Source organism: Streptomyces sp. P9-2 (genome assembly GCF_051903975.1).
In the GTDB taxonomy this organism is placed as follows: Bacteria; Actinomycetota; Actinomycetes; order Streptomycetales; family Streptomycetaceae; genus Streptomyces; species Streptomyces cellulosae.
This window is the reverse complement of sequence record NZ_CP192633.1, coordinates 5608975-5634958: the sequence shown is the minus strand read 5'-3', so window position 1 is coordinate 5634958 and position 25984 is coordinate 5608975. Positions and strand designations below refer to the sequence as shown.

The following is a 25984-nucleotide window of genomic DNA, read 5'->3' as shown; positions in this document are numbered from 1 at the left end:
GTCCCGGAGTACTCGACTCCGTAGATAACACCCGGCGTGTTACGGCGAGGCTACGGAGAGTTTTCCGGCGCGGTGCGGGAGGGCGGTACGAGCGCGGCGCCCTCGCGTCAGGCGGCGATCGACGCGTCCGGGGTGTCCGGCACGTCCGGGGCCGGGGGCGCGCAGCGTCCGATCAGCTCGTCCATGGACAGTCCGAGCGCTGTGGACAGCGCGGCCACGGTGAAGAACGCGGGGGTCGGAGCCCGCCCCGTCTCGATCTTGCGGAGGGTCTCCGCGGAGATGCCGGCGCTCGCGGCGACGTCGGCCATGCTGCGGGCTCCGCGCGCCTCGCGCAGCAGCCTGCCGAGCCGCTCGCCGCGTTCGCGCTCTTCGGGGGTCAAGGGGGTGCGCACCATGGCGCCCATTCTAATACCGGTATAGTAATTGGCATGGTGGAGCTGAAGACCGACGCATCGATCGATGCCATGTACGAGACGGGCCAGGTCGTGGCCCAGGCGCTCACGGCCGTACGGAAGGCCGCCGACGTGGGCGTTTCCCTGCTGGAGCTGGACGAGGTGGCGAGGGAGGTGCTGAACGCGGCCGGCGCGACGTCACCGTTCCTCGGGTACCGGCCCGCCTTCGCGCCGACCCCGTTCCCGGCCGTGATCTGCGCGTCGGTGAACGACGCGATCGTGCACGGCATCCCGTCCAGGTACCGGCTGCGCGACGGGGACCTCGTGTCCATCGACTGCGGCGCCCAACTCGGCGGCTGGGCGGGCGACTCGGCGATCAGCTTCGTCGTGGGCAGGGCGCGCCCGGCGGACACGCGGCTGATCGGGGCGGCCGAGCGCGCGCTCGCGGCGGGCATCGAGGCGGCCGTCGTCGGCAACCGTATGGGCGACATCGCGCACGCCATCGGCACGGTGTGCCGCGGGGCGGGCTACGGGATCATGGAGGACTACGGCGGCCACGGCATCGGCCGCCGTATGCACGAGGACCCGCCGGTGCCGAACGAGGGCCGTCCCGGGCGTGGGATGCCGCTGCGGCACGGCATGGTCCTGGCGATCGAGCCGATGCTGATCGCCGGCGGCGGCGACGCGTACCGCACCGACGCCGACGGCTGGACCCTCCGCACGACGGACGGCTCCCGCGCGGCCCACACGGAACACACGGTCGCGATCACGGAGGCGGGGCCTCGCGTCCTGACGGCGCGGGACTGAGACGGGCGGGCGGGCGTCCGGCGGGGGCGGGCGCGCCCAGGTGCCGCGAACCTGGACATGCCCGCCCGTACCGATCGTGTCATCGTGGGCATGAGCGCGCCCCGACCGGGTTACCCGGCACCGGCACGTCGACCCAGCGAAGGAACGGATGACGATGACGAGTGGTTTCGTCGGCCCGGAGGGTGACCCGTTCGCAGAATTCCTCGCCCGCTTCTTCGGCGGACAGCGCCCCCGCCAGATCGACATCGGCAGGCTTCTCAGCCAGCCCGCCCGTGAACTCGTGCGCGGCGCCGCCCAGTACGCGGCCGAGCACGGCAGCCGTGACCTGGACACCCAGCACCTGCTGCGTGCCGCGCTCTCCGCCGAGCCGACCCGGAGTCTGCTCAGCCGCGCGGGCGCGGATCCGGACTCGCTGGCGTCCCAGATCGACGACCGGTCGGGACCCGTGCAGCACCCGCCCGGCGAGGCCCCGCCCCCGACCTCGCTGTCCCTGACGCCCGCGGTGAAACGGGCGCTGCTGGACGCGCACGAGATGGCCCGGGCGAGCGGCGCCGGATACATCGGCCCGGAGCACGTGCTCAGCGCCCTCGCCGCCAATCCCGACTCGGCGGCCGGGCACATCCTGAACGCGGCCCGTTTCGCCCCGTCCGGCCCGCCCGAGGCGCCGGAGGCCCAGCAGCAGCGCCAGGAGCGCCCCCGGCCGTCGTCCAACACCCCCACCTTGGACAAGTACGGCCGTGACCTGACCGCGCTGGCCCGCGAGGGCCGGATCGACCCGGTGATCGGCCGGGACACGGAGATCGAGCAGACCGTCGAGGTGCTGTCCCGGCGCGGCAAGAACAACCCTGTGCTGATCGGCGACGCCGGCGTCGGCAAGACCGCCGTGGTGGAAGGGCTGGCGCAGCGCATCGCCGAGGGGGACGTGCCCGACATCCTGCTCGGCCGCCGTGTGGTCGCCCTCGATCTGACCGGCGTCGTGGCGGGCACCCGGTACCGGGGCGACTTCGAGGAGCGGATGAACAACCTCGTCGACGAGATCCGCGCCCACTCCGACGAGCTGATCGTGTTCATCGACGAGCTGCACACCGTCGTCGGGGCGGGAGGCGGCGGCGAGGGCGGCTCGATGGACGCGGGCAACATCCTCAAGCCGGCCCTGGCGCGCGGCGAGCTGAACATCGTCGGCGCGACGACCCTGGAGGAGTACCGGCGGATCGAGAAGGACGCGGCGCTGGCCCGCCGCTTCCAGCCGATCATGGTGCCGGAGCCCACGCCCGCGGACGCGATCGAGATCCTGCGCGGTCTGCGCGACCGCTACGAGGCGCACCACCAGGTCCGCTACACCGACGAGGCGCTGGTCGCGGCCGTGGAGCTGTCCGACCGCTATCTCAGCGACCGCAGGCTGCCGGACAAGGCGATCGACCTGATCGACCAGGCGGGAGCCCGCGTGCGGCTGCGGGCGCGCACCAAGGGCACCGACGTGCGCGCGATGGAGCGTGAGGTCGAGCAGCTGACCTGCGACAAGGACCAGGCGGTCGCGGACGAGCAGTACGAGCAGGCGATGCAGCTGCGCGACCGCATCCAGGAGCTGAAGGGGCGCATCGCGCAGGCCGGCGGCGAGGACGAGGTCGACGAGGGCCAGAGCCTGTGGGTGGACGCCGAGGCGATCGCCGAGGTGGTGGCCCGGCAGACGGGCATCCCGGTCAGCCGGCTCACCGAGGAGGAGAAGGACCGCCTGCTGGGCCTGGAGCAGCACCTGCACCAGCGGGTGGTGGGCCAGGAGGAGGCCGTACGGGTCGTCTCCGACGCCGTTCTCCGCTCCCGCGCCGGGCTGTCCAGCCCGGACCGGCCGATCGGCAGCTTCCTGTTCCTCGGCCCGACGGGCGTCGGCAAGACGGAGCTGGCGCGGGCGCTCGCGGAGGCGCTGTTCGGCAGCGAGGAGCGGATGGTGCGCCTCGACATGAGCGAGTACCAGGAGCGGCACACGGTGAGCCGTCTGGTGGGCGCCCCGCCCGGCTACGTGGGCCACGAGGAGGCCGGCCAGCTCACCGAGGTGGTGCGCCGGCACCCGTACTCGCTGTTGCTGCTCGACGAGGTGGAGAAGGCCCACCCGGACGTCTTCAACATCCTGCTGCAGGTGCTGGACGACGGCCGGCTGACCGACTCGCAGGGCCGCACGGTGGACTTCACCAACAGCGTGATCGTGATGACGAGCAACCTCGGTTCCGAGGCCATCACGCGGCGCGGCGCGACCCTGGGATTCGCGACGGGCGGCGCGGAGGCCGACGAGGAGGCGCGGCGGGAGCAGATCCTGCGGCCGCTGCGGGAGCACTTCCGGCCCGAGTTCCTCAACCGGATCGACGAGATCGTGGTGTTCCGCCAGCTCACCGCCGAGGAGCTGCGGCAGATCACCGACCTGCTGCTGGAGAGCACGCGCCGCCGCCTGAAGGGGCAGAACATCACGGCCGACTTCACCGACGCGGCCGTGGACTGGCTCGCCGAGCGTGGCTACGAACCGGAGTACGGCGCACGGCCGTTGCGCCGCACCATTCAGCGGGAGGTCGACAACCAGCTGTCCCGGCTGCTGCTGGACGGCCGCGTGAAGGAGGGCGGCCGGGTGACGGTGGACGTGGAGGACGGGCGGCTGGTCTTCCGCACGCAGGAGGCGCGGGAGACGCAGGCGCCTGAATCTCCGGCTCCTGGGGGTCCGGCCCCGCAGAGCCCGGCCCCGGAGAATGCGGCCCCGGAGAATCCGACGCCGGAGAGTCCGGCCCCGGAGGGTCCGACGCCCGAGCAGTGACGTCCGTACAGCCCGTCGGCCCGGTTCCCCTCGCGGGGAGCCGGGCCGACCGCTGTACAGGGTTACTTCGGGTGGACGACCATCGCCGAGCCTCCGCCCCGGCGGGTCTTCTCCGCCGCGGCGAGCCAGGCGCCGCCCGGCAGCCGCTGCACGCCGGTGGTCGCGCCGATCTCCGGGTTCTCACGGAAGGAGTGCCCGATCGCCTCGAGCCGCTGCCTCAGCTCGCTGTCGTACAGGCCGGGTTCGAGTTCGGTCTGTGCCGTGTTGCGCTGGCTGGCGCGGGGTGCGGCGATCGCGTCGACGAGGGGCAGGCCCCGGTCCAGGAAGCCGGTGAGGGTCTGCAGCACGGTCGTGATGATGGTCGAGCCGCCGGGCGAGCCGAGCGCCACCACCGGACGGTCGTGCCGGTCGAGGACGATCGTCGGCGCCATGGACGAGCGGGGCCGCTTGCCGGGGCCGGGCAGGTTCGGGTCGTGGACGGCCGGGTTGGCCGGGGCGAAGGAGAAGTCCGTCAGCTCGTTGTTGAGCAGGAAGCCGCGGCCGGGCACGGTGATGCCGCTGCCGCCGGTCTGCTCGATGGTGAGCGTGTAGGCGACGACGTTGCCCCACCGGTCGGCGGTGGTGAGATGCGTGGTGCTCTCGCCCTCGTACGTCGTCGGCGCGGCGGTGCCGCCCCGCGGGCACGGCGCCGGGTCGCGGGGGTCGGCGGGGGCGACGGGGCTGGTGAGGACGGCGTCGTCCTTGATCAGGCAGGCGCGGGAGTCCGCGAACCGCTGCGACAGCAGTTCCTTCGTCGGTACGTCCTCGAAGGCGGGGTCGCCGACCCAGCGGCCCCGGTCGGCGAAGGCGATGCGGCTCGCCTCGATGAAGCGGTGCAGGTAGCGCACGTCGCTCGCCCTGGACAGATCGGTGCGCTCCAGGATGTTGAGCGCCTCGCCGACCGTGGTGCCGCCGGAGGACGAGGGCGCCATGGAGTAGACGTCGAGGCCGCGGTAGGAGGTCTTCGACGGCGCCTGGAGCTTGGTGCGGTAGGTCGCGAGGTCGCGGGCGGTGAGGTCGCCGGGGCGGGCGTTCCAGCCGGACGCCGGGTCCACGGGCGGCTTGTTGACCGTGTTCACGATGTCACGGGCGATGTCACCCTGGTACAGGGCGTCGACGCCCTTGCGGCTCAGCTCGCGGTAGGTGCGGGCCAGGTCGGGGTTCTTGAAGGTGGAGCCGACGGCGGGGAGTTCACCGCCCGGCAGGAACAGCTCGGCGGTGTCGGGGAAGTAGCGGAAGCGGGTCTCGTTGGCGGCGGTCTGCGCGCGGAAGGTCTCGTCGACGGTGAAGCCGTCGCGGGCGAGGCGTTCGGCGGGCCGCAGCACCGTGCCGAGGCTTCTCTTGCCCCACGTGTCGAGGGCGCGCTGCCAGGTGGCGGGGGTGCCTGGAGTGCCGACGGACAGTCCGCTGCTGACCGCCTCGGCGAACGGGATCGGTGTGCCGTTCTCCAGGAAGAGGCCGGAGTCGGCGCTGAGCGGGGCCGTCTCGCGGCCGTCGAGGGTGTGCACGGTGCGGGACCGGGCGTCGTAGTAGACGAAGTAGCCGCCTCCGCCGATGCCGGCCGAGTAGGGCTCGGTGACGCCGAGCGCGGCGGCCGTGGCCACGGCGGCGTCGACGGCGTTGCCGCCCTTGCGCAGCACCTCGATGCCGGCGGCGGTGGCGTCGGGGTCGACGCTGGAGACGGCGCCGCCGTGGCCGACGGCCACGGGTGTCTTGGCGGGGGGAGTCTTCCCGCCGTACGTCGTCGGCGGCGCGGCCGCTCCCACCGAGACGACGGCGGTGGTGACCGCGAGGACAGCGAATTTCCGTGCGACAGGGCGACGCATCCGCACCTCCAGTAAAGGGCCGTCCGGGCAGCTTAGTTCGCCGCCATGCCCGCGTCAGGGAGGCCGTACGGGCGTGCCGCCGGGCGCGGTGGCGGCAATCGGCCTCCCGGGGTGTCGAACACGGGTGCGTCCGGGACCGCTAGCATGCCCGCCCATGAATGACGACGTGCGCAACATCGTGCTGGGCCTGGTGGCCGCGGGCATCAGCGCCGCCCTGGGCTGGATCGCCCGGACCTACCTCTGGAATCGCAAGCTCCGCCGTAAGCAGGCGTTCTTCGGACTGCCCGAGAACGCCGAGTCGTTGCTCGTCGTCAACCGCGACCCGGCGACGGCGGAACCGGCGGTGCACCGCTTCGACGTCTTCGCGCTGCTCGAACTGTCCGCGCTCATCAAGGACTGCGGGGCGCATATCCAGGTGGTCACCCAGGACGCGGCGCACCAGGGGTTCGGCGAGCGGACGGAGTTCTGCGTGGGCGGGCCGGGGTCGAACCGGCGGATGGTCGCCCACATGGCGGCGATGCTGCCGGGTGTGCGGGTCAACGTCGACCCGGAGCCCGGTCCCGACCGGGGTGCCTTCCGCATAGGCGCCGACCTGTACCGCATGGAGCCGGGCGTCACCGAGTACGTGCTGCTGGCGCGGCTGACGGCGGGCGAACGGCGCGAGACGCGGCCGGTGTTCCTGTTCTGCGGGCAGCGCGCGATCACCAACCAGGCGGCGACCCGCTACCTCGCCCGCAACCATGAACGGCTGGCCCGCAAGTACGGGTCGGGGTCGTTCGTACTGCTGCTGAAGGTCGTCAACTCCCAGGCGTACGGGCCGGACGTGGTGGAACTGGTCGCGGACGTGACCAAGCCGGCCCAGAGCCCGCTGCCCGCGCCGGAGACGGCGGAGACGCCGCCGAAGGCGCTGAAGGGGCCTAAGAAGTCGCATCGGGCGGACTGAGGCGGACGCACGTCCGCGGGGGCACACTGGCGGGGCATCCCCGCCACCCCGCCAGACGCCGTACGGGCGGGCCGGAACGCCCGCCACCCCGCGGGACGCCGTGCCGGCGGGGCGCAACGCCTGTCACGGAGTGCGGGCTGGCCACGCGCCCTTGGCGCGGACGGCATGCGCCCTGGCGGACGCGCGTGGGAGGTCGGCGGGGCGGGGTCGGCGGGGCTCGCACCCCGCGTGTCCGGAGGCGCGCCTCCGAGCAGGTGGCCCCGCGTCGGGGCCGGCACCACCCGTCCGGCGCGCAGCTGACCTTCTCCTCACCCGCGGGCGACCGTGGCTCGGTCGCTGCCGCCGGGAGCAGTGATCTCCGGCTGCCGCCGGACGGGACCGGCCTGTGTGATCCGCCGCCCCGGCTGGGCGGGCGGTCCCCTCCCGGCGGCGGCGTCCCCGCTTACGCCGCGAAGTCTCCTCCCCCACCGGGACGGAGGGAACATCGTAGTCGAGGTCCGGGCGGACGGGTTTCCGAACGTCATGGTGACCGCCGCAACGTATCCGGGCAAGATCGCCAGGACACCGCGACACGCACTTACCGGACATAAGCCGTATTTACGGCGGTTGATGGGGCGCGCGAGGGGGCGCGTACGTCAGCCTTCTGCGACCTCTGCGTACCACTGCGACAGTTCGGGCGCCCCGTCCGCCGCCCACCGGTGTCCCGCGTCGACGACGTCGAACTCCCGTCCGCCCGCGAGCCGTACGACCGGCTGTCCATCGGGACGGAGGTCCCACGCCGCGCCCTCGACGGTGCGGACGATCACGGTGCCCAGGTACAACCCGGCGTCGTTCCCCAGCCAGTCGGAGGCGTCCTCGTCGTCCCGCCAGCGCGGAACCAACTGGTCGAGCGCCTCCAGCGAGGCCGGGCTGTCGTCCAGCCGGACCCCCTCCCGCTCCGCCTGGGAGCGCAACAGCGCACACTCGGCGAGGAGTTCCGCGAGCCCCTCGGGCCCGGGGAGTTCGTCCTTGTGGCGCCGCCTGCCCAGGAACGGAATCCTCATACTGCCAGCCTGTCATTCGAACCGCCCCGCGCACCACAGGCGCGCGGGGTCCGTCGACGCCGGGCCGGCGCCCGTCACACGTCCAGGTCGACGACGACCGGGGCGTGGTCCGAGGCGCCCTTGCCCTTGCGCTCCTCCCGGTCGACGTAGGAGTCGGTGACGGCCTTGGCGAACGGCTCGTTGCCGTAGACCAGGTCGATGCGCATGCCGCGGTTCTTGGGGAAGCAGAGCTGGCGGTAGTCCCAGTACGTGTACGGGTGGTCGTACTTGAGGGGGCGCGGGACGATGTCGGTCAGGCCGGCCTCGCGCAGGGAGGCGAGGGCGGCGCGCTCGGCCGGGGTGACGTGCGTGGAGCCCTCGAAGGCGGCCCGGTCGTAGACGTCGTCGTCGGTCGGCGCGATGTTGTAGTCGCCGAGGACGGCGAACGGGCGGCTGCCCGCCGCGTCGCCCGCGACGGCCGCCTTGAGGGCCTCCAGCCACTGCAGCTTGTACGCGTAGTGGGGGTGCTCCACCTCGCGGCCGTTCGGCACGTAGACCGACCAGACGCGCACCGGGCCGCAGGTCGCGGAGACGGCCCGGGGCTCCTCGGAGCCGTCGTACCCCGGGTCGCCCGGGAGGCCCTTGACGACGTCCTCCAGGCCGACGCGGGAGAGCACCGCCACCCCGTTCCACCGGCCGGTGGCGTGGACCGCCGCCTCGTAACCCAGCTCGCGCAGCGGCTCCACCGGGAACTGGGCCTCGGCGACCTTGGCCTCCTGGAGGCACAGCACGTCGGTGCCGCTGCTCTCCAGCCAGGCCAGGAGCCTCGGCAGGCGGGCGGTGATCGAGTTCACGTTCCAGGTCGCGATGCGCATGCCTCACAACCTACCCGCCGCCTCTGACAACGCGCGGCCGGCGGCCGTGGGCCCGGGGACGGCCGCCGCCTCACGCCCGTGAAGCTCAGAGCTGGACCGCGTCCCTGGGCGCCAGCCGCAGGTGCTCGGAGCCGCCGAGGGCGCCGATCTGGCGGTCGTAGATCGGGCGGGCGAGGTCGGTGAGCAGGGCGTCGTGGATGTCGTAGGCGCGCTGCGGGCGGACCTCGCGGACGTAGTCGATCACCTCGGAGATCTTGTTCCAGGGCGCCATGACAGGCAGCATCAGCGTCTCGACGGGGTGGTCGGGGACGGTGAACGCGTCGCCGGGGTGGAACAGCTTGCCGCCGTCGACGAGGTAGCCGACGTTGGTGATGCGCGGGATGTCCGGGTGGATGACGGCGTGCAGCTCGCCGTGCACCTGGACGTCGAAGCCGGCGGCGGTGAAGGTGTCGCCGTGGCCGACGGTGTGCACGCGGCCCGGGAAGGCGGCGGAGATCTGGTCGGCGACCGCCTTCAGCGTCCAGATCTCGGCGGCCGGGTCGGCCTCCATGGCGGTGCGCAGCCGGCCCTCGTCGAAGTGGTCCGGGTGCTCGTGGGTGACCAGCACGGCGTCCGCGCCGACGGCGGCGTCCTCCTCGCTGAACCCGCCGGGGTCGACGACGAGGACGCGCCCGTCCTTCTCGAGCCGGACGCAGGAGTGCGACATCTTGATGAGCCTCATGGCTCCATCCTGCATCCGGGACGCCGCGTGCTCACTCCGGCCTCGCTCCGTGTCCCACCCGGTCCCACCCGGTCCCACCCGGTCTCACCCGGTCTCACTCCGGCGGGGTGGTCTCCTCGCGGATGACCTGCTGCGCCACGCGGAAGGCGCCGCTGGCGGCGGGGACGCCGCAGTAGACGGCGGCCTGGAGCAGCACCTCCTTGATCTCGTCCGGGGTGAGCCCGTTGCGCAGGGCGGCACGGGTGTGCACGGCGAGTTCGTCGAGGTGACCGCCCGCGACGAGGGCGGTGAGGGTGACGCAGCTGCGGGTACGGCGGTCGAGTCCGGGGCGGTCCCAGACCTCGCCCCAGGCGTACCGGGTGACGAGCTCCTGGAAGTCCTCCGAAAAGGCGTCGGTCTGTTCGAGAATCCGGTCGACGTGGGCGTCACCCAGTACCTCGCGGCGGACCTTGATCCCGGCGTCGTAGGTGTCCGGGACGCCCTGCCCCTCCGAGGGCGCGGCGGCCGGGGCGATCTCGGCGACGGGGACGGGTTGCGGCGGGGCCGGCGTCACGGCCGGCCGGGGCGCGGCGGCGGGCAGCACGACGTGGCCGGTGGCGTTCTCGGGAAGCGGCTGCCAGGCGGTGGAGAAGTGCCGGACGAGCAGGTCGGTGACGGCGGCGGGCTGCTCCACCGGCACGAGGTGGCTGGCGCCGGGCACGACGGCGAGGCGCGCGTCGGGGATGCCGGCGACCAGGGTGCGGGCCTCGGCGGGCCCGGTGACCTGGTCCTCGGAGCCGACGAGCACGAGGGTCGGCACGCCGACGCTGCCGAGGCCCGCCCGGACGTCGAAGGAGGCGAGGGCCTCGCAGGCGGCGATGTAGCAGCCGGGGTCGGTGGTGCGGACCATCTGCACGGCCCACTCGGTGATCGCGGGCTGGGCGGCGGCGAACCCGCCGGTGAACCAGCGCTCGGGCGCCGAACGGGCGATCGGGTCGAGGCCGTTGGTACGCACGATGACGCCGCGCTGGCGGAACTCGTCGGCGGTGCCGAAGCGGGGCGAGGCTGCGATCAGCGCGAGGGAGGCGAGACGCTCGGGGTGGCGCAGGGCCAGCTCGATGCCGACGGCGCCGCCCAGCGCGCAGCCGGCGTACCCGAACCGGTGGACGCCGAGGCCCTCGAGGGTGGCGAGCAGCCGTGTGGCGAGGTCGGTGACGGAGGCCGCGGGGTGTGCGGGGGCGCCGCCGTGCCCCGGCAGGTCGAAGCGGAACACCCGCCACTGCTTCGTCAGCTCGGGGATCTGCCGGTCCCACATGTGCCAGGTGGTGCCGAGGGACGGTCCGAGGATGAGAACCGGAGCGTCTTCCGGTCCGTCGAAACGGTATTGCAGGGTGTTCGGTGGTGTCTCGCTCACCCGTCAGACCCTCTCACGTCGTACGAAATCTCCCGTGGCCGGGGGAAGAGCCGGTGGCCCCCACCTGCACGCAACACCACGTCCGGCACTGCGGAACCCTAATGGATGCGAGCGGTACGCATCGGGCGCACGCTTCATCCCACGGCTACCGATACGACCGATACACGTGTGTTCGATATGCCTTTCGGCGCGGGGGACAGGGCGCGCGCCCATCACACATTCACGGAGCCTGCACGATCCGTTCCCCCAGGGGTGGGGCTTCACGGCGTCGGCGCGTCGCAGGAGGGGGAGTCGTACCGGGCCGTCACGGCTCTCGCACGGTCGCGCAGGGTGTCGCGCAGCCAACTCGGCTCGAGAACTTCCGCGTCGGGTGCGTACTGCCAGAGGGCCCATCTGGCGTGGCGCGGGTCCTGGAAGGCGAGGGTGAGCCGGAGGCTGCCGTCGGCGTCGGTCTGCTCCCCGTACAGGGCGAGGGCGATGGAGACGAGGTGGTCCCTGCGGCCCTCGTCGACGCGGACCAGTACCGAGGTGACGTCGCCGCCCGTACGGAATCGCACCTCGCGCTCCCGCCAGGCGCGGTCCAGGTCGACGGAGTCCGAGCGTTGCGCCGGTTCGTCGAGCTGCTCGGCCGCCAACACCCGCGAGAGCCGGTACGTCCGGTCCTCCATGCCCCGCTTGGCCAGCAGATAGCCCTGGTCCCTGACGGTGACCAGGCCGATCGGGTCCACCGTGCGCCACTTCGGCGGCTGGTTCACCGCCGCGTAGTAGATACGCAGCCGGTGCCCGCCGAACACCGCCCGCCGCACCTCCGTCGCCACCGCGTCGGGCACCTCCTCCGGAGCCACCGGCCGGGCCAGCAGATCCGTCTCCGGATCCACCAGCAGCCGCTGCGCCGCGCCCGCGGCCGTCTCCCGCAGCCCCTCGGGCAGCGCGTCGACCACCTTCAACACCGCCGAGGCGAGCGCCGACCCGAGTCCGAACAACTGCGCCCCGCGCCGCGATCCGGCGACGAGGAGGGCGAGCGCCTCGTCGTGGGTCAGTCCGGTGAGCGCGGTCCGGAAGTCCGGCAGCAGGGCGAACCCGCCGTGCCGGCCGCGCTCCGCGTAGACCGGGACGCCCGCCGCGGACAGGGCCTCCATGTCCCGCAGCACGGTCCGGGTGGACACCTCCAGCTCGCGGGCGAGTGCCTCCGCGGTCATCCGGCCTCGTTGACGCAGCAGGAGGACGAGGGACACCAGACGGTCGGCGCGCATGAAAAAACACTAACGAAATACATGACCAAGGGTGTCACGTTTTCTTGGCAAGGTTCATCGCACGGCGCCGGAGCACGGTGAACACCGAGCCACCGGTGCGGGACTTCCACAGAACCGAATGGAGCAGGTGCGTTCATGGAACGTAACGCGGTCAACCCCGTGTCGTGGTCGGTCGAGATGGGCTTCAACCAGGGAGAGGTCGTCTCCGGCCACTCCCGCACCCTCTACATCTCCGGCCAGACCGCGATGAGCAAGGAGGGCAAGCCCGAGCACGACGGCGACATGGCGGCCCAACTGGCGCTCAGCGTCGACAACATCGAGGCGGTGCTCGCCGAGGCGGGCATGTCGCTGGCGAACCTCGTCCGCCTGAACGTCTACACGACCGACGTCGACCTGCTGTTCCAGCACTACGGCGTCCTGGCGGGCCGTCTCGGCGCCGCCGGCGTCGCGCCGACCACCACCATGCTCGGCGTGACCCGACTGGCCATCCCCGGCCAGATGGTGGAACTCGAAGGCACCGCGGTCGCATGAGGTGAGGGCGGCCCCGAGATCGCCCGGGCCGCACCGGGGCGCCGGTTCCGCATCCGCGGACCGGCGTTCCGGCGTACCTGACGTCACTCCTCCACGCCCCGAACGACGCGACGCAGTCTGCTGAGACGGTCACGCAGGTCGCGTTCCCCACCGCGTTGCGTAGGGCGGTAGTAGTCCTTGCCCCTCAGGTCGGCGGGCGGGTACTGCTGCGTCACCACTCCCTCGGGCACCCTGTGGGGATAGCGGTAACCGACGCCGTTTCCCCGTTCCTTGGCGCCGGTGTGGCGGCTGTGCCGCAGGTGGGCGGGGACCTCGCCCAGGGCGCCCGCCCGGACGTCGGACATGGCCTCGTCGATGCCGGCGAGCACGCTGTTCGACTTGGGCGCCGTGGCCAGGTGAACCGTTGCCTGCGCCAGAGCCAGCCTTGCCTCGGGCATGCCGATGAACTGCACCGTCTGCGCGGCGGCGACCGCGGCCTGCAGTGCCGTGGGGTCGGCCAGCCCGATGTCCTCGCTCGCGTGCACCAGCAGACGACGCGCGACGAAGCGCGGGTCCTCACCGGCGACGAGCATGCGGGCCAGGTAGTGCAGTGCGGCGTCGGGGTCCGACCCCCGGATCGACTTGATGAACGCGCTGACGACATCGTGGTGTTGATCGCCCTGCCGGTCGTAGCGCACGGTGGCTTCGCTGACGGCGCGATCCACCGCTTCGACGTCGACCACGGTGCCGCCGGCGCAGGCCACTCCGGAGGCACAGGCTTCCAGCGCCGTCAGCGCGCTCCGGGCGTCACCCGCCGCGAGACGCACCAAGGCGTCCTCCGCCTCGGGTGCCAGCGCGACCGCGCCGTCGAGGCCTCTCCCGTCCTGCACCGCTCTGCGGAGCAGCTCCCTGAGTTCCGTGTCGGTCAGCGGGTGGAGCTGGAGCACCAACAGGCGGGAGAGGAGCGGAGACACCACCGAGAACGACGGGTTCTCCGTCGTGGCGGCGACGAGCAGGACGTGCCCGTCCTCCACGGCGCCGAGCAGGGCGTCCTGCTGCGTCCTGGAGAACCGGTGCACCTCGTCGATGAAGAGAACGGTCCTCCGGCCGTGCCGCCCCCACCGAAGACGGGCCTCGTCCATCACGGACCGCAGTTCCTTCACACCGGTGTTCAGCGCCGAGAGGGCGACGAAGTGACGGTCTGCGACGTCGGCCGTCAAACGCGCCAGGGTGGTCTTCCCCGTTCCCGAAGGGCCGTACAACAGCACCGACGTCGCGTGCCCTCCCTCGGCCAGCCGCCGCAGGGGCGCACCGGGACGCAACAGGTGCGCCTGACCGACGACCTCCTGGAGCGAACGAGGGCGCATGCGGACGGCGAGCGGAGCATCGGAGCGGGGGGAACCGGATTCCGTGCCCCGTGGGTCCGGCGGACGGGTGGTCGGCGGTAACGCGAACAGCCCTCCGTCCTCGGCCGTCGTCACCGCACCCACCCCTTCCGCCTCCTGCAGCTCCTGCGGCTCACGTGAACAGTGTGGCTCGGGCGACGACGACAGCGGATCCCGCCACCTGCACCGCATCGATCCGGTGCGGCGTGCCCGTCACCCGGGCGCGCATCGTCGACGGGCGTCCTATCTCGATGCCCTGGCGGATGTCGATCCACTCCCCGAACGGCGCCAGTCCGTGCCGCGCCAAATGTACCGCGACGGCCCCTGCGGCCGAGCCTGTCGCGGCATCCTCGACGACTCCGTACGCCGGCGAGAACATCCGCAGTCTCCAGCCGTTCCCCTCTCCCGCGAAGCAGTTGGCGGCCATGTCGGGCAACCGCGCGAGGATGCGCTGGTCCGGCTCGAGCGAAGAGAGCGCGGGCACGTCGTCCATGCCCACGAAGACGTGTCGTGGCCCGTTGTCGTACACCTCCACGGGCAACGTGCTTCCGGTGTCCGTCAGGTCGAGAGCGGCGAGGAGTTCGTCCGCCCGGTCATAGGTCCGCCATACCGGCAGTGGCTGCCACATGGCGGCCGCGACGGTGCGACCTGCCTCGTCGCGCTGCAGCTCGAACGTGACGGTGCCCTTGGCGGTCTCCATCCGGAGCTCCTTGGCCTCGTGCGACTCACCCAGCACCACGGCCGCGCCGAGCGTCGGATGCCCGGCGAAGGGAAGCTCGTTGACGGGAGTGAAGATACGGACCCGTACGTCGCCGTCGTTCTCCGGGGGCAGGACGAAAACGGTCTCCGACAGATGCATCTCCTGTGCGATCTGCTGCATGCGGGCGGGCGAGAGGCCCCCGGCATCCAGGAAGACGGCGGTCGGATTGCCCTGCAACGGGACGTCGGTGAAGACGTCGGCCACTACGTACGCGTACCTGGCCATGCGTTGTCCCTCGTCTCAGTGCGTGTCGAAGAGCGCCTGGAACTCGGCGACGGCCTTCTCGGTGGCCGCCCGCTCGTCGGAGGTCGGCGCGAACGGATCGGCCGCCGGCGGCAGAGCGCCGAACTTGAGCAGCGCGGCCATGAGAAGCAGGCGGGCCTTGGTGGCCGTCAGATTGTTGCCCGAGACGAACGTCGGGTCGGTGCGGTATGCCATGCCTCCCGTCGTGCCGCGCCCCGTGCGGACCACGGGCATGCCGGCGAAGACGGCGACGCTCAGAGCCGCGTTCTTCACCGGGTCCGCCATGCCGAAGGGCGACATGCCCTCACACACGAAGCCCGAGAGCGGGAAGCGCGCGAGATTGGCTTCGATCCGGGCGAAGATCTCCACCTCCTCGTCGGCGACCGGAAGGTCGTCGGCACCCGTGCCTTTCGCGGCGTAGCGGCTGTACTTGGTGAGCGAGACGTGGGGCATGGCGGTGGGCACCAGGCCGTGCTCGTCCTTGGTCAGGACCTCGGTCCGGGTCACGTCGCCCAGGCGCCCCACGACACCGGCCACGGACTCGGGAAGCACCGTAAGGCGTGTTTCGGAACGGTGGGTGTGTCTGCGGGTGGGCAGATAGGTGAGCTGTGGCGGACCGTACCCTCCGAGGTCGGCGACGACTCCCCCGTGGCCTCCGGTGACCTCGTAACCGCCCGGCCGCGCGTCGGCCTTGGTGACGTCACGGGCCGAGTAGACGAGCTCGTCGACCACGACACAGGCGCCGACGCGGTCCTCGCCGCGTTCGTCCAGGGTGACCCCCGACGCGATGAACTTGACGCCGTCCACCACGTTGCGGTCGCCGTCCGCGCTCAGCGACTGGTGACGACGCTGGGCGGCATGCCCGACCAGCGGCACCTTCGTGTCGATGAGAAGGCCCAGCCAGTACAGCGTCTCGTCGACGGTCGGGCTGCCCTCCAGCCACTGCAGACCGGTGAACCCGCCGTCGTCGAGGACGGCCTGGACGTGATTCGTGGCCCGGGCCAGGTGGGCGAGGCTCGGCTCGGTCTGGAGGTGGTACGGGTAGTAGACGAAGAAGTCCTGTCCCAGGAGTTCGGGCTCGGAGCCCGAGGTGTAGCCGCCGGAGGGAGCGGCCCTGTAGAACTCGAAATCCGCCAGGGAACCCAGGTCGACGGGCCCCCCGTGGTCGGCCAGGCCGAACCGCTCGATCTCCTCGTAGAGACGCCGGGCGTCCGGGTAGAAGGTCTGACGTGCGTCGACCGGGTCGGCGTACGGCACTGCCGATGTCTCCTCCCAGGCCGAGCCGTCGGCCTGCCTCCCCATGTAGGGAAGCGGGTAGAGGCCGTCGGCGGGGTCGAGCTCGACGACGTACACCGGTGTGGCCTCGCCGGGCGGCCGCTCGGCGTGGAAGGCACCGTCCGCGTCGACCCAGCCGTCGGGGGGCGCGTAGAGGCCGGCGGCGTCGCTTTCGAGCGGGTGCGCGCTGAACGCCTCGACGTACAACGTCGCGGGCGCCGCCAGGCGTTGAGGACGCAGACCGTCGAACCGGCTGGGCCGGAGCGGCAGGCCGTGGCGTACCCGGGCCTTGTTGGAGGTGACGAGGTCCGGGGTGTTCAGAATCGTGGCGGTCGGTCCGGCGAAGACCGCGATCCGCGGTCGCGGCGCACCGGCGGGAAGCATGTCGTCCATCACAACGGCCTCAGGTGTTCGACGGTGATGTCATGCGACTCGGCGAGCCGGCGGGCGACCAGGGACCGGTGGCATGCCTCCGGGTCCCGTTCGACGCAGAAGAGCGCCGTCGTCCCGCGGCTCGGCAGAGCCGCCGCGATCGGGGCGAGATCGACCGGATCGAGGATTTCCGCGGTGTAGCGACGGATGTAGTCGGCGGCGAGCTCGCGGCGGGAGCGTTTGCCCACGCCCTGGCGGGCGTCCTCCGCGTACTGAAGTTGCCGTAGTTCCGTCGTCGGGGCGAGTTCCCGCCGGTGCTGGTAGGCGATTCCGGCTTCCGCGAGCGCCGCTTGCAGCCGTCTCGAGTTCGCCCAGACGTAGTCCGGTCCTCGCACTCCACGGCGCTGACGTAGGTCGAGCAGCAGGCCCACATCGGCCTGTCGCAGTCGTTCGAGGTAGCTGTCGGCGTCGAAGCCGTAAACGCCGATCGTCGCCAACCTGGGCATGCGTGTCCTCCAGTCCGCCCTGTCCGCTCGTATCGCTCGTATCGCTCGGGGAAGCGGGGCCCCGCCCCCCATCAGGCCCGCTGTGGAGTGCGCGGTGCGGCGACCAGAGCGGTCGTCTCCATGGGCAGGTCCGCGGTGCGCTCCACGAACAGACCCGCTCGTTCCAGCAGGCGGGTGACGCGGTCCGCGGTGCGGTGCTCACCTCCGGTGGTCATCAGCAGGTGCAGGTCCCACAAGGCGGGGAGCACAGTGGGGTTCTCGTCCTCGACGAAGCGGTCGAGGATCAGGAGCCGTGAGGAGGCGTCCGCCATGGCGCGTCGGCAGTGCTCGAAGACGCGGACGACGTCTTCGTCCCCGTGACCTGCCAGGACCCTGCAGAGGATGTAGACGTCGCCACCCTTCGGTACCCCGGTGAACATGTCGCCGTCGACGACCTCGACGCGCTTCGCTCCCACCTCGGCGTGCAGGTACTCGCGGGCCTTCGCAGTCATGTGCTCGCGGTCGAGCAGTGTGCCTGTGGCGTCGGGCGCGGCCCTCAGGACGGTCGCGAGCAGTTGTCCGCCTCCGCCTCCGACGTCGACGACCTTCTTGCCCTCGAAGTCGAACACCGCGGGTACGCGGTGGAAGAACATGCTGGCGGCGTTCATGGTGCGCTGGAACCGCCGGGCGGTGGCCGGGGCATCAGCCAGGTATGCGTAGAACGGCTGGTCGTAGGCGACCTCGAAGCCGGAGCTCTCGGTGCTGATGGCGTGAGGGGCGTGGTTCCAGGCGGAGTGGAACTCCTCTCCGTAGAGCAGGCACATGTCGCGCAGCGACTGCGGCCCGTCGACGAGGGCGGCGCTCACCCGGGTGCCGCGGTAGCCGGTGGCGGCGCTGCCCGTGAACACACCCATCGCCACCAGCAGGCGCATGAGGCGGTGCACACCGCCCTCGCTCGCCCCCGTCGCCTTGGCGAGTTCCACGTCGTTGTCGCAGCCGGCCGCGACGTGGTCGGGCAGTCCGAGCCTGACCGCGGTGTAGAGCGCCTGCGCACGCCACCCACCGGTGATGATGTCGACCACGTCACGAGTGGCCTGCACGTCGACTGTCACTGAGACCTCACCATCCCGACCCGGGGGTCGGCCCACCTTGCCGCGGCTCTTCCACGGCCGGACGTCGAGCTGAGCGATCTGTGCACGAGAGCGCGGGCCGGGCCCCGGTGGGCACCAGGGCCGCCGCCGTCACGCGTTCTGCTTGATGTTGAACATCCAGGTGATCCCGAACCGGTCCACCAGCGTGCCGGCTTCGTCTCCCCACATCTGCTTTTCGAGTGGCAGGGTCACGGTGCCGCCGACGGACAGCTTCTCGAAGTACTCACGGAGGCGCGGATCTTCGCCACCGAGATAAAGGGCGACATTGGTGCCCGGGGCGAAGGGAACTCGCTCCGGGACGTCCCACGCCATCAGAGTGAAACCGTCGGCGGTGGTGAGCATCGCGTGCATGATCTTGTCGGCATCGGGCATCTCCGCCGACCCGAAGTCGCCGTAGGTGCCCAGGTCCAGCGCGCCGCCGAGTACTTCGTGGTAGAACTCCATGGCTTCGCGTGCATCGCCGTCGAAGGCGAGGTACGGGTTGAGCCGGGATGCCATTCACTGCTCCTTGCTGTGCGTGCGGAAGTCCTCGGGAATCACGGATCTAGGTGGGTATGCCACCCCGGTTGATCTTCGGCACCTCGATGCCCAACGCACGCAGTTGCTCGAAGGGGTTCATGAACTCGCGCTGCCGCTTGATCCTGCCGCCCTCGAGTTCGAACGAGTGGATGAAGTGATTCCTGTAAAGGCCGGGAGGGTAGTCCGGGTACAGGATGCGGCCCTCGCCGTCGCATTCCACCCAGAACCGGTTCGGGTCCTGCGTCTCGAAGATCTCGACGTTCTTCCACTCCCAGTCGGGGAACATACGCAGCGACCACTCGCCGTGCGCCTTGAGCTTCTCGTGTCCCACGGAGACGACCGGCTCGCCGGTGTCACTCGTGTACAGGCCGGCACTGCCGTCCTCGGTGAAGAGCAGGTAACGCGTGAGCCGGTTCTCGCCCTTGCGGGTCATGTAGTCGGCGACGACGGCCCGGTTCCTGGCACACAGGTCGAGTCCGGCGTCGGGCCCGTCCGTCCGAGCGTGGTCCGTTTCCATCTGGTCTCCCTCGATCCGTTCGGGTGCCCGTCAGAGCCGCAGTTCGGGCCGGTAGACGTCCAGCCAGGTACTGAGGTCCAGCACACGCTCCATGCCGTTGCGGACGTCGATCGGCATGGTGGCCGGGTCCTGCCGGGCGATGCCCTCCAGCCACGCCCGGTCGACCAGGTCGAAGACCGGGTCGTCGGTCGTCAGAAGCTCCTTGGACTGCTGGAGCAGGGCGCTGGTGTAGTGCGGGTCGACCGTGGCCGGATAGGGCGCCTTCACGCGCTCCAGCACCGACTTCGGCAGCAGATCGGCCGTCGCGGCACGGAGCAGACTCTTCTCCCTGCCGTCGAACGTCTTCATCGACCACGGGGTGTTGTAGACGTACTCGACGAGGCGGTGGTCGCAGAACGGGACCCGCACCTCCAGTCCGACAGCCATGCTGATGCGGTCCTTGCGCTCCAGCAGCATGCGGACGAAGCGCGTCAGGTGCAGATGGCACATCACTCGCATGCGCATCTCGTGGTCGGTCTCTCCGTCCGCACGCTCCACTTCTCCGACCGCCTCCGCGTACCGGTCCTTGATGTACGCGGGCAGGTCGAGCGCGGCGGTGATGTCGGCGTTGAACCGGTCCGACACCTGGGCACGGGCGCCGCTGACGAACACGGCCATCCAGGGGAAGGTCTCCGCCGCCTGCACTTCAGGCTGGTGGAACCACCGGTACCCGCCGAACACCTCGTCGGCGGACTCCCCGGACAGGGCGACCGTCGACTGTTCCTTGATGGCTTGGAACAGCAGGTACAACGAGGTGTCCATGTCGCCGAGGGTGAGAGGACTGTCCCGGGCGGTGACGACGGCTCGCCGGACATCCGGATCGGCTATCGCCGCATGGTCGAGCACGATGGCCTCGTGGAGCGAGCCGACGTGGGCTGCCACCTCCCGGGCGTAGGGAGCGTCCGTGGTGCCCCGCAGCTCGTCGGCGACGAAGTCGTCCTCACGGCCGACGAAGTCCACAGCGAAGCTCCGCACCTTCTCACCGGCCTCGCCGTGTTCGCCGGGCCGGCCCAGTTTCGCGGCGGCCAGGGCGGTGATCACGCTGGAGTCGAGACCGCCCGACAGGAGAGTGCAGCGGGGAACGTCGGAGACCATCTGGCGGCTGACGATGTCCTCGAGGAGTTCACGCACGGTCGCGACGGTGGTCTTGCGGTCGTCCTCGTGCGGGCGCGTGGGCAGCGTCCAGTAGCGGTGCTCGCGAAGGCCCGAGCGGTCGACGGTCAGCAGCCCGCCGGGGACCACCTCGTTCATCCCGCACCACACGGCACTGCCGGGTGTCTGTGTGAAACTGACCAGCTCCCGCAACCCGGCGAGGTCGACGGCCCGGTCGGCGAGCGGGTTGGCGAGGATCGCCTTCGGCTCGGACCCGAACAGCACGCCGTCCGCGGTCGCGAAGTAGTACAGCGGCTTGACGCCCAGCCTGTCGCGGATCAGAACCAGCTTCTCGACCCGCGCGTCCCAGATCGCGAAGGCGAACATGCCGTTGAGGCGTTCCGCCACCGCCTCGCCCCACTCGGCATAGCCGTGCAGCACGACCTCGGTGTCACTGCGCGTCTCGAAACGGTGGCCCCTGCGCAGCAGCTCCGCGCGCAGTTCGGTGTAGTTGTAGACCTCGCCGCTGTACGTGATCACCACCGGACCGTCGTCGGTGGGCAGCACCATGGGCTGGGCGCCGCCCTCGATGTCGATGACCGCCAGGCGTCGATGGCCGAGTGCCCCGTGCCGGTCCGCCCACGTGCCGTCCGCGTCCGGACCCCGGCAGGCCATGGTCCCGGTCATCGCGTTCAGTTGCTCGCGCTGTCGAGTCAGGTCCCGGTCGAACGAGACCCAGCCCGTGATTCCACACATCGACTTGTCCTCTTCCTCTCGCGTTCAGCATCCGGAGGCGGCTCAGGGCTGGAGTCGGCACGTGTGCCAACCGGGACCCTCACGCTCGTACCGCAGTCGCCGGTGCAAGCGGTCCTCCGGTTCGGACTGCCAGAACTCCACCGACGCCGGCTCGAGCAGATAGCCGACCCATCGCTCCGGCCGGGGCAACGCCACGCCGTCTCGGCCCAGTTCGCGGGCCCGCTCACGCAACGCCTCCTCGTCGAGGAGCGGCGCGCTCTGGTGCGCCGCGACCGACATCGGGTGGGTGTCGACAGGCCTGGCGTTCCACAGGGCGTCCGACTCCTGCGCCGGGAGCGGGCGGGCAGGACCACTCACGCACACCTGCCGGGCGACCTCGCGCCAGTAGAGGACACCGGAGGCACAGGGCGTCTCGGCCAGGTCCCGTCCCTTGCGGCTGTCGGTGTGGCTGGCGAAGACCAGGCCTGCCGGACGCACCTGGAGGACCTGGACGATCCGGCTGGACACCCTGCGGCCGGCGTCGACCGTGGCCAGTGCCAGCGCGCCGGGCTGCTGGACCGATGCCGCGACCGCACTGTCGAACCAGCTTTTCAGCAGCGGCAGAGGGTCGTCGGGGGGAGCCGCGAAGACATCGGCGGTCGTGGAGGGATGCGATGTACTCATGACGGCGTCCCGAAAGCGTGGAAGACCAGGCCGCCCGCGCCCGTCTCCCGCGCATTCTCGACGCAGGCCTCGACGTCGGACAGCATGCGGACGGTGGGCGGGTAACCGATGAGCTCGGTGGCACGGTTCGGCGGCATGGGCGCCGTCAGGTCGGCGTCCGTGTCCCACAGCATCACGGCGCCCCAGCGGTTGGTCGCCCGGTCGGAGATCCAGAACTTCAGCCGCATCCCCCGGACTTCCGTCCACGGTTCCACGCCCTCGTCGCGCAGGTAGTCGCGCAGGGAGTCGATCGTCTGGTCCGACCGGGTGAGATCCCACCAGGAGATGGTGGCTTTCATGCGTTCAGTACCTCCGTGGTGTCCGTCAGCGGGACGAGCAGCTCGGCCAGGATCCGTTCGCTGTCCTGGGTGAGCACGGATTCGAGGTGGAACTGCACCGAGCTGAAGTGCGGGCCTCTGAGGGCGTGCACCTCGCCCGTGTCCGGGTCCCGGCAGACGCGCACCTCGCCCACACCCCGGCGTCGCAGCAGGTCGGCGTCGGCGCGGGCCGAGAAGGAGTTGTAGAAGCCGACGCGCGCACGCGAGCCGAACAGGTCGATCTCACGTTGGGCGCCCTGGTTCGGCACGTCCCGACGCCGCACTTCCAGCCCGAGGCAGCGGCTGAGCAGCTGGTGGCTCAGGCACACGGCCAGGAACGGGATGCGGCGGTCCAGCAGCTCCTCGACGGCCGAGGTCAGCCGGGCCATCCTGGGATGGCCGGCCTCCCGTGGGTCGCCCGGCCCCGGCCCCATGACGACGAGGTCGTGGTCGTCGAAGCGGAACGACTCGTCGAAGCGGGCGAGTGTCACGCGCAGCCCGATGGCCCGCAACTGATGGGCGAGCATCGCGCTGAAGGTGTCCTCCGCATCGACGATCAAAGCCCGACGGCCGTCCAGTACCGGGTGCGGACGTGCACGCTGCTCCGCCTCGTCGAGCCAGAACTTCGCGATCGTGGTGTTCCGCCGCTCCAGGGCCTGCCGGACGAGCGGGTGGTCGTCGAGCCGTTCGGCGGTGCCCAGCGCGGCGAGAACGCCCGCCGCCTTGGTGCGCGTCTCGAGAACCTCGGCCTTGGGGTCCGAGTGCCGGACCAGCGTGGCGCCCACCCCCACCCGGACGTGGGCGGAGCCGTCGGCCGGCGCACTTCGGATGTCGGCGGTACGGATGAGGATGGCCGAGTCCATCGTGTGCCCGCCGGCAGCGTCCCGGCCGATCAGGGCCACGACGCCTCCGTAGTACCCGCGGCCGGCGGGCTCGTGCCGGGCGATCACCCGGCAGGCGTTCTCCAGCGGGCTGCCGGTCACGGTGGGGGCGAACATCGTTTCCCTGAGGACGTCCCGGGGGTCGAGGTCGCTGTCTCCCTCGATGGTGTACTCGGTGTGCGCGAGCCAGGTCATCTCGCGCAGATACGGCCCCTTCACGCGGCCGCCTCCGGCACAGACCCTGGCCATCATCTTGAGTTCCTCGTCGAGGACCATGTACAGCTCGTCGGTCTCCTTGCCGTCGGTGAGGAAGTCCAACACCTCCGGCAGCGCGGGGCCGGTGGCGGGATAGCGGTGGGTGCCGCTGATCGGTGTCATCGCGGCGACGCCGTCGCGGAGGCTGACGTGCCGTTCCGGGGTGGCACCGACGAAGGTGCGGGTACCGGTGTGCACGACGAAGGTCCAGTAGGCGCCGTTCTCCCGGGTGAGCAGGCGACGGAAGAGCGTGAGGGCACTGCGCGTCGAGTAGTCGGTGACACTGGCGACGAACGAACGCTTGATGACGAAGTTGGACCCCTCGCCCGTGCCGATCTCGTTGTCCAGGACCTCACGGACGATGTCCGCGTAGGAGTCGTCGTCGATGTCGAAGTGTCCGTCGGCCAGGGCGATCGGTTCGTCGGGGAGTACGTCCAGCACCTCGGACATGGTGACCAGCCCCTGGTGCGTCACCTCCATCGCGACCAGTGGGGAATCGTCCTCGGCCACGGCGAAACCCCGTTCCCCGATCTGCCGGTGCGGCACCAGGACCAGCGTCTCGTGACGGGCCCCGCCGGCCTGTCCGTCCTCCCCGGGCGAGGGGATGTCGGAGAGTCGTGCCGGGGTGTCGACGCGTCCCAGAAGGATGTCCACGTGGTCCGGGCCCAGGGTCTCGGGGCGGTGCAGCAGGGCGAAGGGACCCGGGTCGCGTCCCAGCACACGCTCCAGCAGGTCCGACGCGCTCATCGGAGAACCTCCTCGGTGGTGGTCACCACCGCGCAGCGCTCGGCCGCGTACGTGAGGGCCAGTCGGTGGTAGTCGGCGGAGAAGTCGCCGAGGGCGTCGGCGATCAGGAACGGCTGGATGTCGTTGGCGAACGCCTCGAGTGCCGTCGCCAGTACGCCGACATGGGCGTACACCCCGCAGACGATCAGCTGGTCACGCCCCTGGGTGCGCAACCGGTCGAGCAGGTCCGACCGGGCGAAGGCGCTGTAACGCCACTTGGTCAGTACCTGGTCCGTCGGGCCGGGTGTGAGTTCCTCGACGATCGTGCGGTCCTCAGGGGCGAGGCGCATTCCCGGCCCCCAGAAGTCCTTCAGCAGCCCTCGCTCCTCGTCCGTCATCCCGCCGGGTTGCGCGGTGTAGAGGACAGGGATCCCCAGGGCGGTGCACCGCTCGCGCAGGCCGGCGCAGTGGCGCACGAGCGGGTCTCGCACGGCCGGGGGGAACGGCTTCAGGAAGTACTGCTGCATGTCGTGCACGAGCAGGGCCGCGCGGCTCCGGTCGAGTCGCCACCGTGCCGTCGCGGGAGGCAGCTCGGTGGCCGTGGGCAAGGGGTAGGCGGATATCGGAGCTATGCCCGGCACGGCTCTCCCTCGGTTCGGTTCGTCGGCGAGTGCGGCTGCCAGGCCGACACCACCGATATCGCCTGGCGCGGGTTCAGCCGCGGGTCGCACAAGGACGTGTACTTGTCTCCGGCGTGGTCGACGGCCTCCGGGACGTCGGCGCATTCGGTGACGGCGTCAGGAGTGGTCTCCAGGTGGATCCCGCCCGGACACCCGCCGGCCGAGCGGACGGCCCGCTGGAACGCGGCGACCTCACGCATGAGGGTGGCCACGACGCGGGTCTTGCGTCCCTCCGCGTTGGTCACCGTGTTGCCGTGCATGGGGTCGACCAGCCAGATCACCGGATGGCCTGCCGCCCGAACGGCCCGGACCAGCGGCGGCAGCAGGTCTGCCGCGGCATCGGCGCCCATCCGCGTGATCAGTGTGAGCCGGCCCGGAGTCCTTCGCGGGTCGAGCCGGGCGCACAGTTCGAGCAGTTCGCCGGTCGTCACACTCGGACCGACCTTGCAGGCGACCGGATTCATCACAGCGGCCAGCAGAGCGACATGCGCTCCGTCGGGCTGCCGCGTCCGCTCCCCGATCCAGGGCCAATGGGTCGAGGTGAGCGCGAGCCGGCCGTCCCCTGCGGCTCGGACCATCGGGACCTCGTAGTCGAGCAGCAGAGCCTCGTGGCTGGTCCACACGCCGGGGTCGAGCCGGTGCTGCGGCGTCGGGCAGAGGTGGGACAGGACCTGCCGCGCGGCGCGATAGCCCGCCAGCAGGCGGCGAGGGTCGGGACGCCTGGCTTCGGGATCCGGCTCGGCGCCGTTCACCATGTGCCCCCGGTAGACCGGGAGTTCGACGCCCCCCACCGTCTCGGTGGTGGCCGACCGGGGTTTGGCGTACTGCCCTGCGATCCGGCCGACCTTGAGGACCGGCCGGTGCGTGAGCGCGCTCATGACGTGGGCGAGCTGATCGAGGAGATCCGTTCTGCGCTTCACGTCGACCGCGGTGCATTCCGCGAAGTCTTCGGCGCAGTCGCCCACCTGGATCACTTGTGAACGCCCGGCGGCGACGATGGCCAATCGCCGCCTGAGTCGACCGAGCGCTGCCGGATTCACGAGTGGGGGAAGTCCCGCCAGCACGTCCCGTACGCGCTCGACCTCCGACGTGTCCTCCCACGGAGGCTGCTGCCGCGCCGACGACGGTGAAATGCTGAACGATGCGGCATTCAAAGTGCTCCCCACTCCTCGACATACGACACACCGACACACCGCCACGAATGACGAATGACGAATCGTTTCTCATTCTTCGGCTGCTTCAATTCCGAAG

Annotated in this window: 24 protein-coding genes; 4 read left to right on the top strand and 20 right to left on the bottom strand. The window is 71.0% G+C overall.

What is annotated here, in order from left to right; translation table 11 throughout:
- Nucleotides 1-107: 107 nt before the first annotated feature.
- Nucleotides 108-395, bottom strand: a complete 288-nt coding sequence (locus tag ACQY0Z_RS25640) for a helix-turn-helix domain-containing protein (protein ID WP_189902741.1) — start codon at nucleotides 393-395, stop codon at nucleotides 108-110.
- A gap of 33 nt (nucleotides 396-428) precedes the next feature.
- Here ACQY0Z_RS25640 and map point away from each other — a divergent pair, with 33 nt between their 5' ends.
- Both map and ACQY0Z_RS25630 read left to right on the top strand, forming a co-directional pair.
- Nucleotides 429-1199: a type I methionyl aminopeptidase gene (map, locus tag ACQY0Z_RS25635; RefSeq protein ID WP_381731579.1), complete on the top strand. Its 771-nt coding sequence runs from the start codon at nucleotides 429-431 to the stop codon at nucleotides 1197-1199.
- A 154-nt stretch (nucleotides 1200-1353) separates the two neighbouring features.
- Nucleotides 1354-3996, top strand: a complete 2643-nt coding sequence (locus ACQY0Z_RS25630) for an AAA family ATPase (RefSeq protein WP_439812872.1) — start codon at nucleotides 1354-1356, stop codon at nucleotides 3994-3996.
- Nucleotides 3997-4058: 62 nt separating this feature from the next.
- Here the strand turns inward: ACQY0Z_RS25630 and ggt are convergent, their stop codons facing one another.
- Nucleotides 4059-5861: a gamma-glutamyltransferase gene (gene ggt / locus ACQY0Z_RS25625; RefSeq protein ID WP_439812871.1), complete on the bottom strand. Its 1803-nt coding sequence runs from the start codon at nucleotides 5859-5861 to the stop codon at nucleotides 4059-4061.
- Nucleotides 5862-6015: 154 nt separating this feature from the next.
- Here ggt and ACQY0Z_RS25620 point away from each other — a divergent pair, with 154 nt between their 5' ends.
- Nucleotides 6016-6804, top strand: a complete 789-nt coding sequence (locus tag ACQY0Z_RS25620; protein WP_381726811.1) for a hypothetical protein — start codon at nucleotides 6016-6018, stop codon at nucleotides 6802-6804.
- Nucleotides 6805-7439: 635 nt separating this feature from the next.
- Here ACQY0Z_RS25620 and ACQY0Z_RS25615 read toward each other — a convergent pair.
- The 5 genes from ACQY0Z_RS25615 to ACQY0Z_RS25595 all read right to left on the bottom strand — a co-directional run bounded on the left by ACQY0Z_RS25615 (nucleotide 7440) and on the right by ACQY0Z_RS25595 (nucleotide 12068).
- Entirely contained in the window at nucleotides 7440-7847 is a 408-nt protein-coding gene (locus tag ACQY0Z_RS25615) for a DUF6278 family protein (RefSeq protein ID WP_189902731.1), read from the bottom strand.
- 74 nt (nucleotides 7848-7921) lie between these two features.
- Entirely contained in the window at nucleotides 7922-8701 is a 780-nt protein-coding gene (locus tag ACQY0Z_RS25610) for an exodeoxyribonuclease III (RefSeq protein WP_189902730.1), read from the bottom strand.
- Nucleotides 8702-8786: 85 nt separating this feature from the next.
- On the bottom strand, nucleotides 8787-9422 hold the full coding sequence (locus tag ACQY0Z_RS25605; protein WP_439812870.1) for an MBL fold metallo-hydrolase: 636 nt from the start codon (nucleotides 9420-9422) through the stop codon (nucleotides 8787-8789).
- A gap of 94 nt (nucleotides 9423-9516) precedes the next feature.
- The gene (gene pcaDC / locus ACQY0Z_RS25600; protein ID WP_254587469.1) at nucleotides 9517-10815 is read right to left on the bottom strand and encodes a bifunctional 3-oxoadipate enol-lactonase/4-carboxymuconolactone decarboxylase PcaDC; all 1299 of its coding nucleotides are present in this window, start codon (nucleotides 10813-10815) and stop codon (nucleotides 9517-9519) included.
- Between the two features lie 260 nt (nucleotides 10816-11075).
- Entirely contained in the window at nucleotides 11076-12068 is a 993-nt protein-coding gene (locus tag ACQY0Z_RS25595; protein ID WP_137209567.1) for a WYL domain-containing protein, read from the bottom strand.
- Between the two features lie 135 nt (nucleotides 12069-12203).
- Here ACQY0Z_RS25595 and ACQY0Z_RS25590 point away from each other — a divergent pair, with 135 nt between their 5' ends.
- Nucleotides 12204-12599, top strand: a complete 396-nt coding sequence (locus ACQY0Z_RS25590; protein ID WP_137209568.1) for a RidA family protein — start codon at nucleotides 12204-12206, stop codon at nucleotides 12597-12599.
- An 83-nt stretch (nucleotides 12600-12682) separates the two neighbouring features.
- Here ACQY0Z_RS25590 and ACQY0Z_RS25585 read toward each other — a convergent pair whose 3' ends face one another.
- The 13 genes from ACQY0Z_RS25585 to ACQY0Z_RS25525 all read right to left on the bottom strand — a co-directional run bounded on the left by ACQY0Z_RS25585 (nucleotide 12683) and on the right by ACQY0Z_RS25525 (nucleotide 25887).
- The gene (locus ACQY0Z_RS25585) at nucleotides 12683-13945 is read right to left on the bottom strand and encodes a replication-associated recombination protein A (RefSeq protein WP_439812869.1); all 1263 of its coding nucleotides are present in this window, start codon (nucleotides 13943-13945) and stop codon (nucleotides 12683-12685) included.
- Nucleotides 13946-14096: 151 nt separating this feature from the next.
- Nucleotides 14097-14948 (bottom strand): PhzF family phenazine biosynthesis protein, encoded by an 852-nt coding sequence (locus ACQY0Z_RS25580; RefSeq protein ID WP_137209570.1) that lies wholly within the window; start codon nucleotides 14946-14948, stop codon nucleotides 14097-14099.
- A gap of 15 nt (nucleotides 14949-14963) precedes the next feature.
- Nucleotides 14964-16634, bottom strand: coding sequence for an asparaginase domain-containing protein (locus ACQY0Z_RS25575; RefSeq protein ID WP_254587470.1), 1671 nt, complete (start codon nucleotides 16632-16634; stop codon nucleotides 14964-14966).
- On the bottom strand, nucleotides 16634-17119 hold the full coding sequence (locus ACQY0Z_RS25570) for a DUF488 domain-containing protein (protein ID WP_137209571.1): 486 nt from the start codon (nucleotides 17117-17119) through the stop codon (nucleotides 16634-16636). The genes ACQY0Z_RS25575 and ACQY0Z_RS25570 overlap by 1 nt, the downstream gene beginning before the upstream one ends.
- Before the next feature lie 71 nt (nucleotides 17120-17190).
- Nucleotides 17191-18210, bottom strand: coding sequence for a methyltransferase (locus tag ACQY0Z_RS25565; protein ID WP_347224896.1), 1020 nt, complete (start codon nucleotides 18208-18210; stop codon nucleotides 17191-17193).
- A 129-nt stretch (nucleotides 18211-18339) separates the two neighbouring features.
- A complete protein-coding gene (locus ACQY0Z_RS25560) occupies nucleotides 18340-18747 on the bottom strand; it encodes a VOC family protein (protein WP_439812868.1) in 408 nt (135 codons plus the stop codon).
- Nucleotides 18748-18793: 46 nt separating this feature from the next.
- Nucleotides 18794-19285: a PhzA/PhzB family protein gene (locus ACQY0Z_RS25555; protein WP_189904186.1), complete on the bottom strand. Its 492-nt coding sequence runs from the start codon at nucleotides 19283-19285 to the stop codon at nucleotides 18794-18796.
- 30 nt (nucleotides 19286-19315) lie between these two features.
- Nucleotides 19316-21172: an asparagine synthase (glutamine-hydrolyzing) gene (gene asnB, locus ACQY0Z_RS25550; RefSeq protein WP_137209574.1), complete on the bottom strand. Its 1857-nt coding sequence runs from the start codon at nucleotides 21170-21172 to the stop codon at nucleotides 19316-19318.
- A 42-nt stretch (nucleotides 21173-21214) separates the two neighbouring features.
- A complete protein-coding gene (gene phzG / locus ACQY0Z_RS25545) occupies nucleotides 21215-21835 on the bottom strand; it encodes a phenazine biosynthesis FMN-dependent oxidase PhzG (RefSeq protein WP_439812867.1) in 621 nt (206 codons plus the stop codon).
- On the bottom strand, nucleotides 21832-22173 hold the full coding sequence (locus ACQY0Z_RS25540; protein ID WP_137209576.1) for a hypothetical protein: 342 nt from the start codon (nucleotides 22171-22173) through the stop codon (nucleotides 21832-21834). The genes phzG and ACQY0Z_RS25540 overlap by 4 nt, the downstream gene beginning before the upstream one ends.
- Nucleotides 22170-24074 (bottom strand): chorismate-binding protein, encoded by a 1905-nt coding sequence (locus tag ACQY0Z_RS25535; protein ID WP_137209577.1) that lies wholly within the window; start codon nucleotides 24072-24074, stop codon nucleotides 22170-22172. The genes ACQY0Z_RS25540 and ACQY0Z_RS25535 overlap by 4 nt, the downstream gene beginning before the upstream one ends.
- A complete protein-coding gene (locus tag ACQY0Z_RS25530; RefSeq protein WP_137209578.1) occupies nucleotides 24071-24694 on the bottom strand; it encodes an isochorismatase family protein in 624 nt (207 codons plus the stop codon). Before ACQY0Z_RS25530 ends, ACQY0Z_RS25535 begins: the two co-directional genes overlap by 4 nt.
- Nucleotides 24682-25887 (bottom strand): 3-deoxy-7-phosphoheptulonate synthase, encoded by a 1206-nt coding sequence (locus ACQY0Z_RS25525; RefSeq protein ID WP_254587472.1) that lies wholly within the window; start codon nucleotides 25885-25887, stop codon nucleotides 24682-24684. Before ACQY0Z_RS25525 ends, ACQY0Z_RS25530 begins: the two co-directional genes overlap by 13 nt.
- Between the last annotated feature and the right edge of the window lie 97 nt (nucleotides 25888-25984).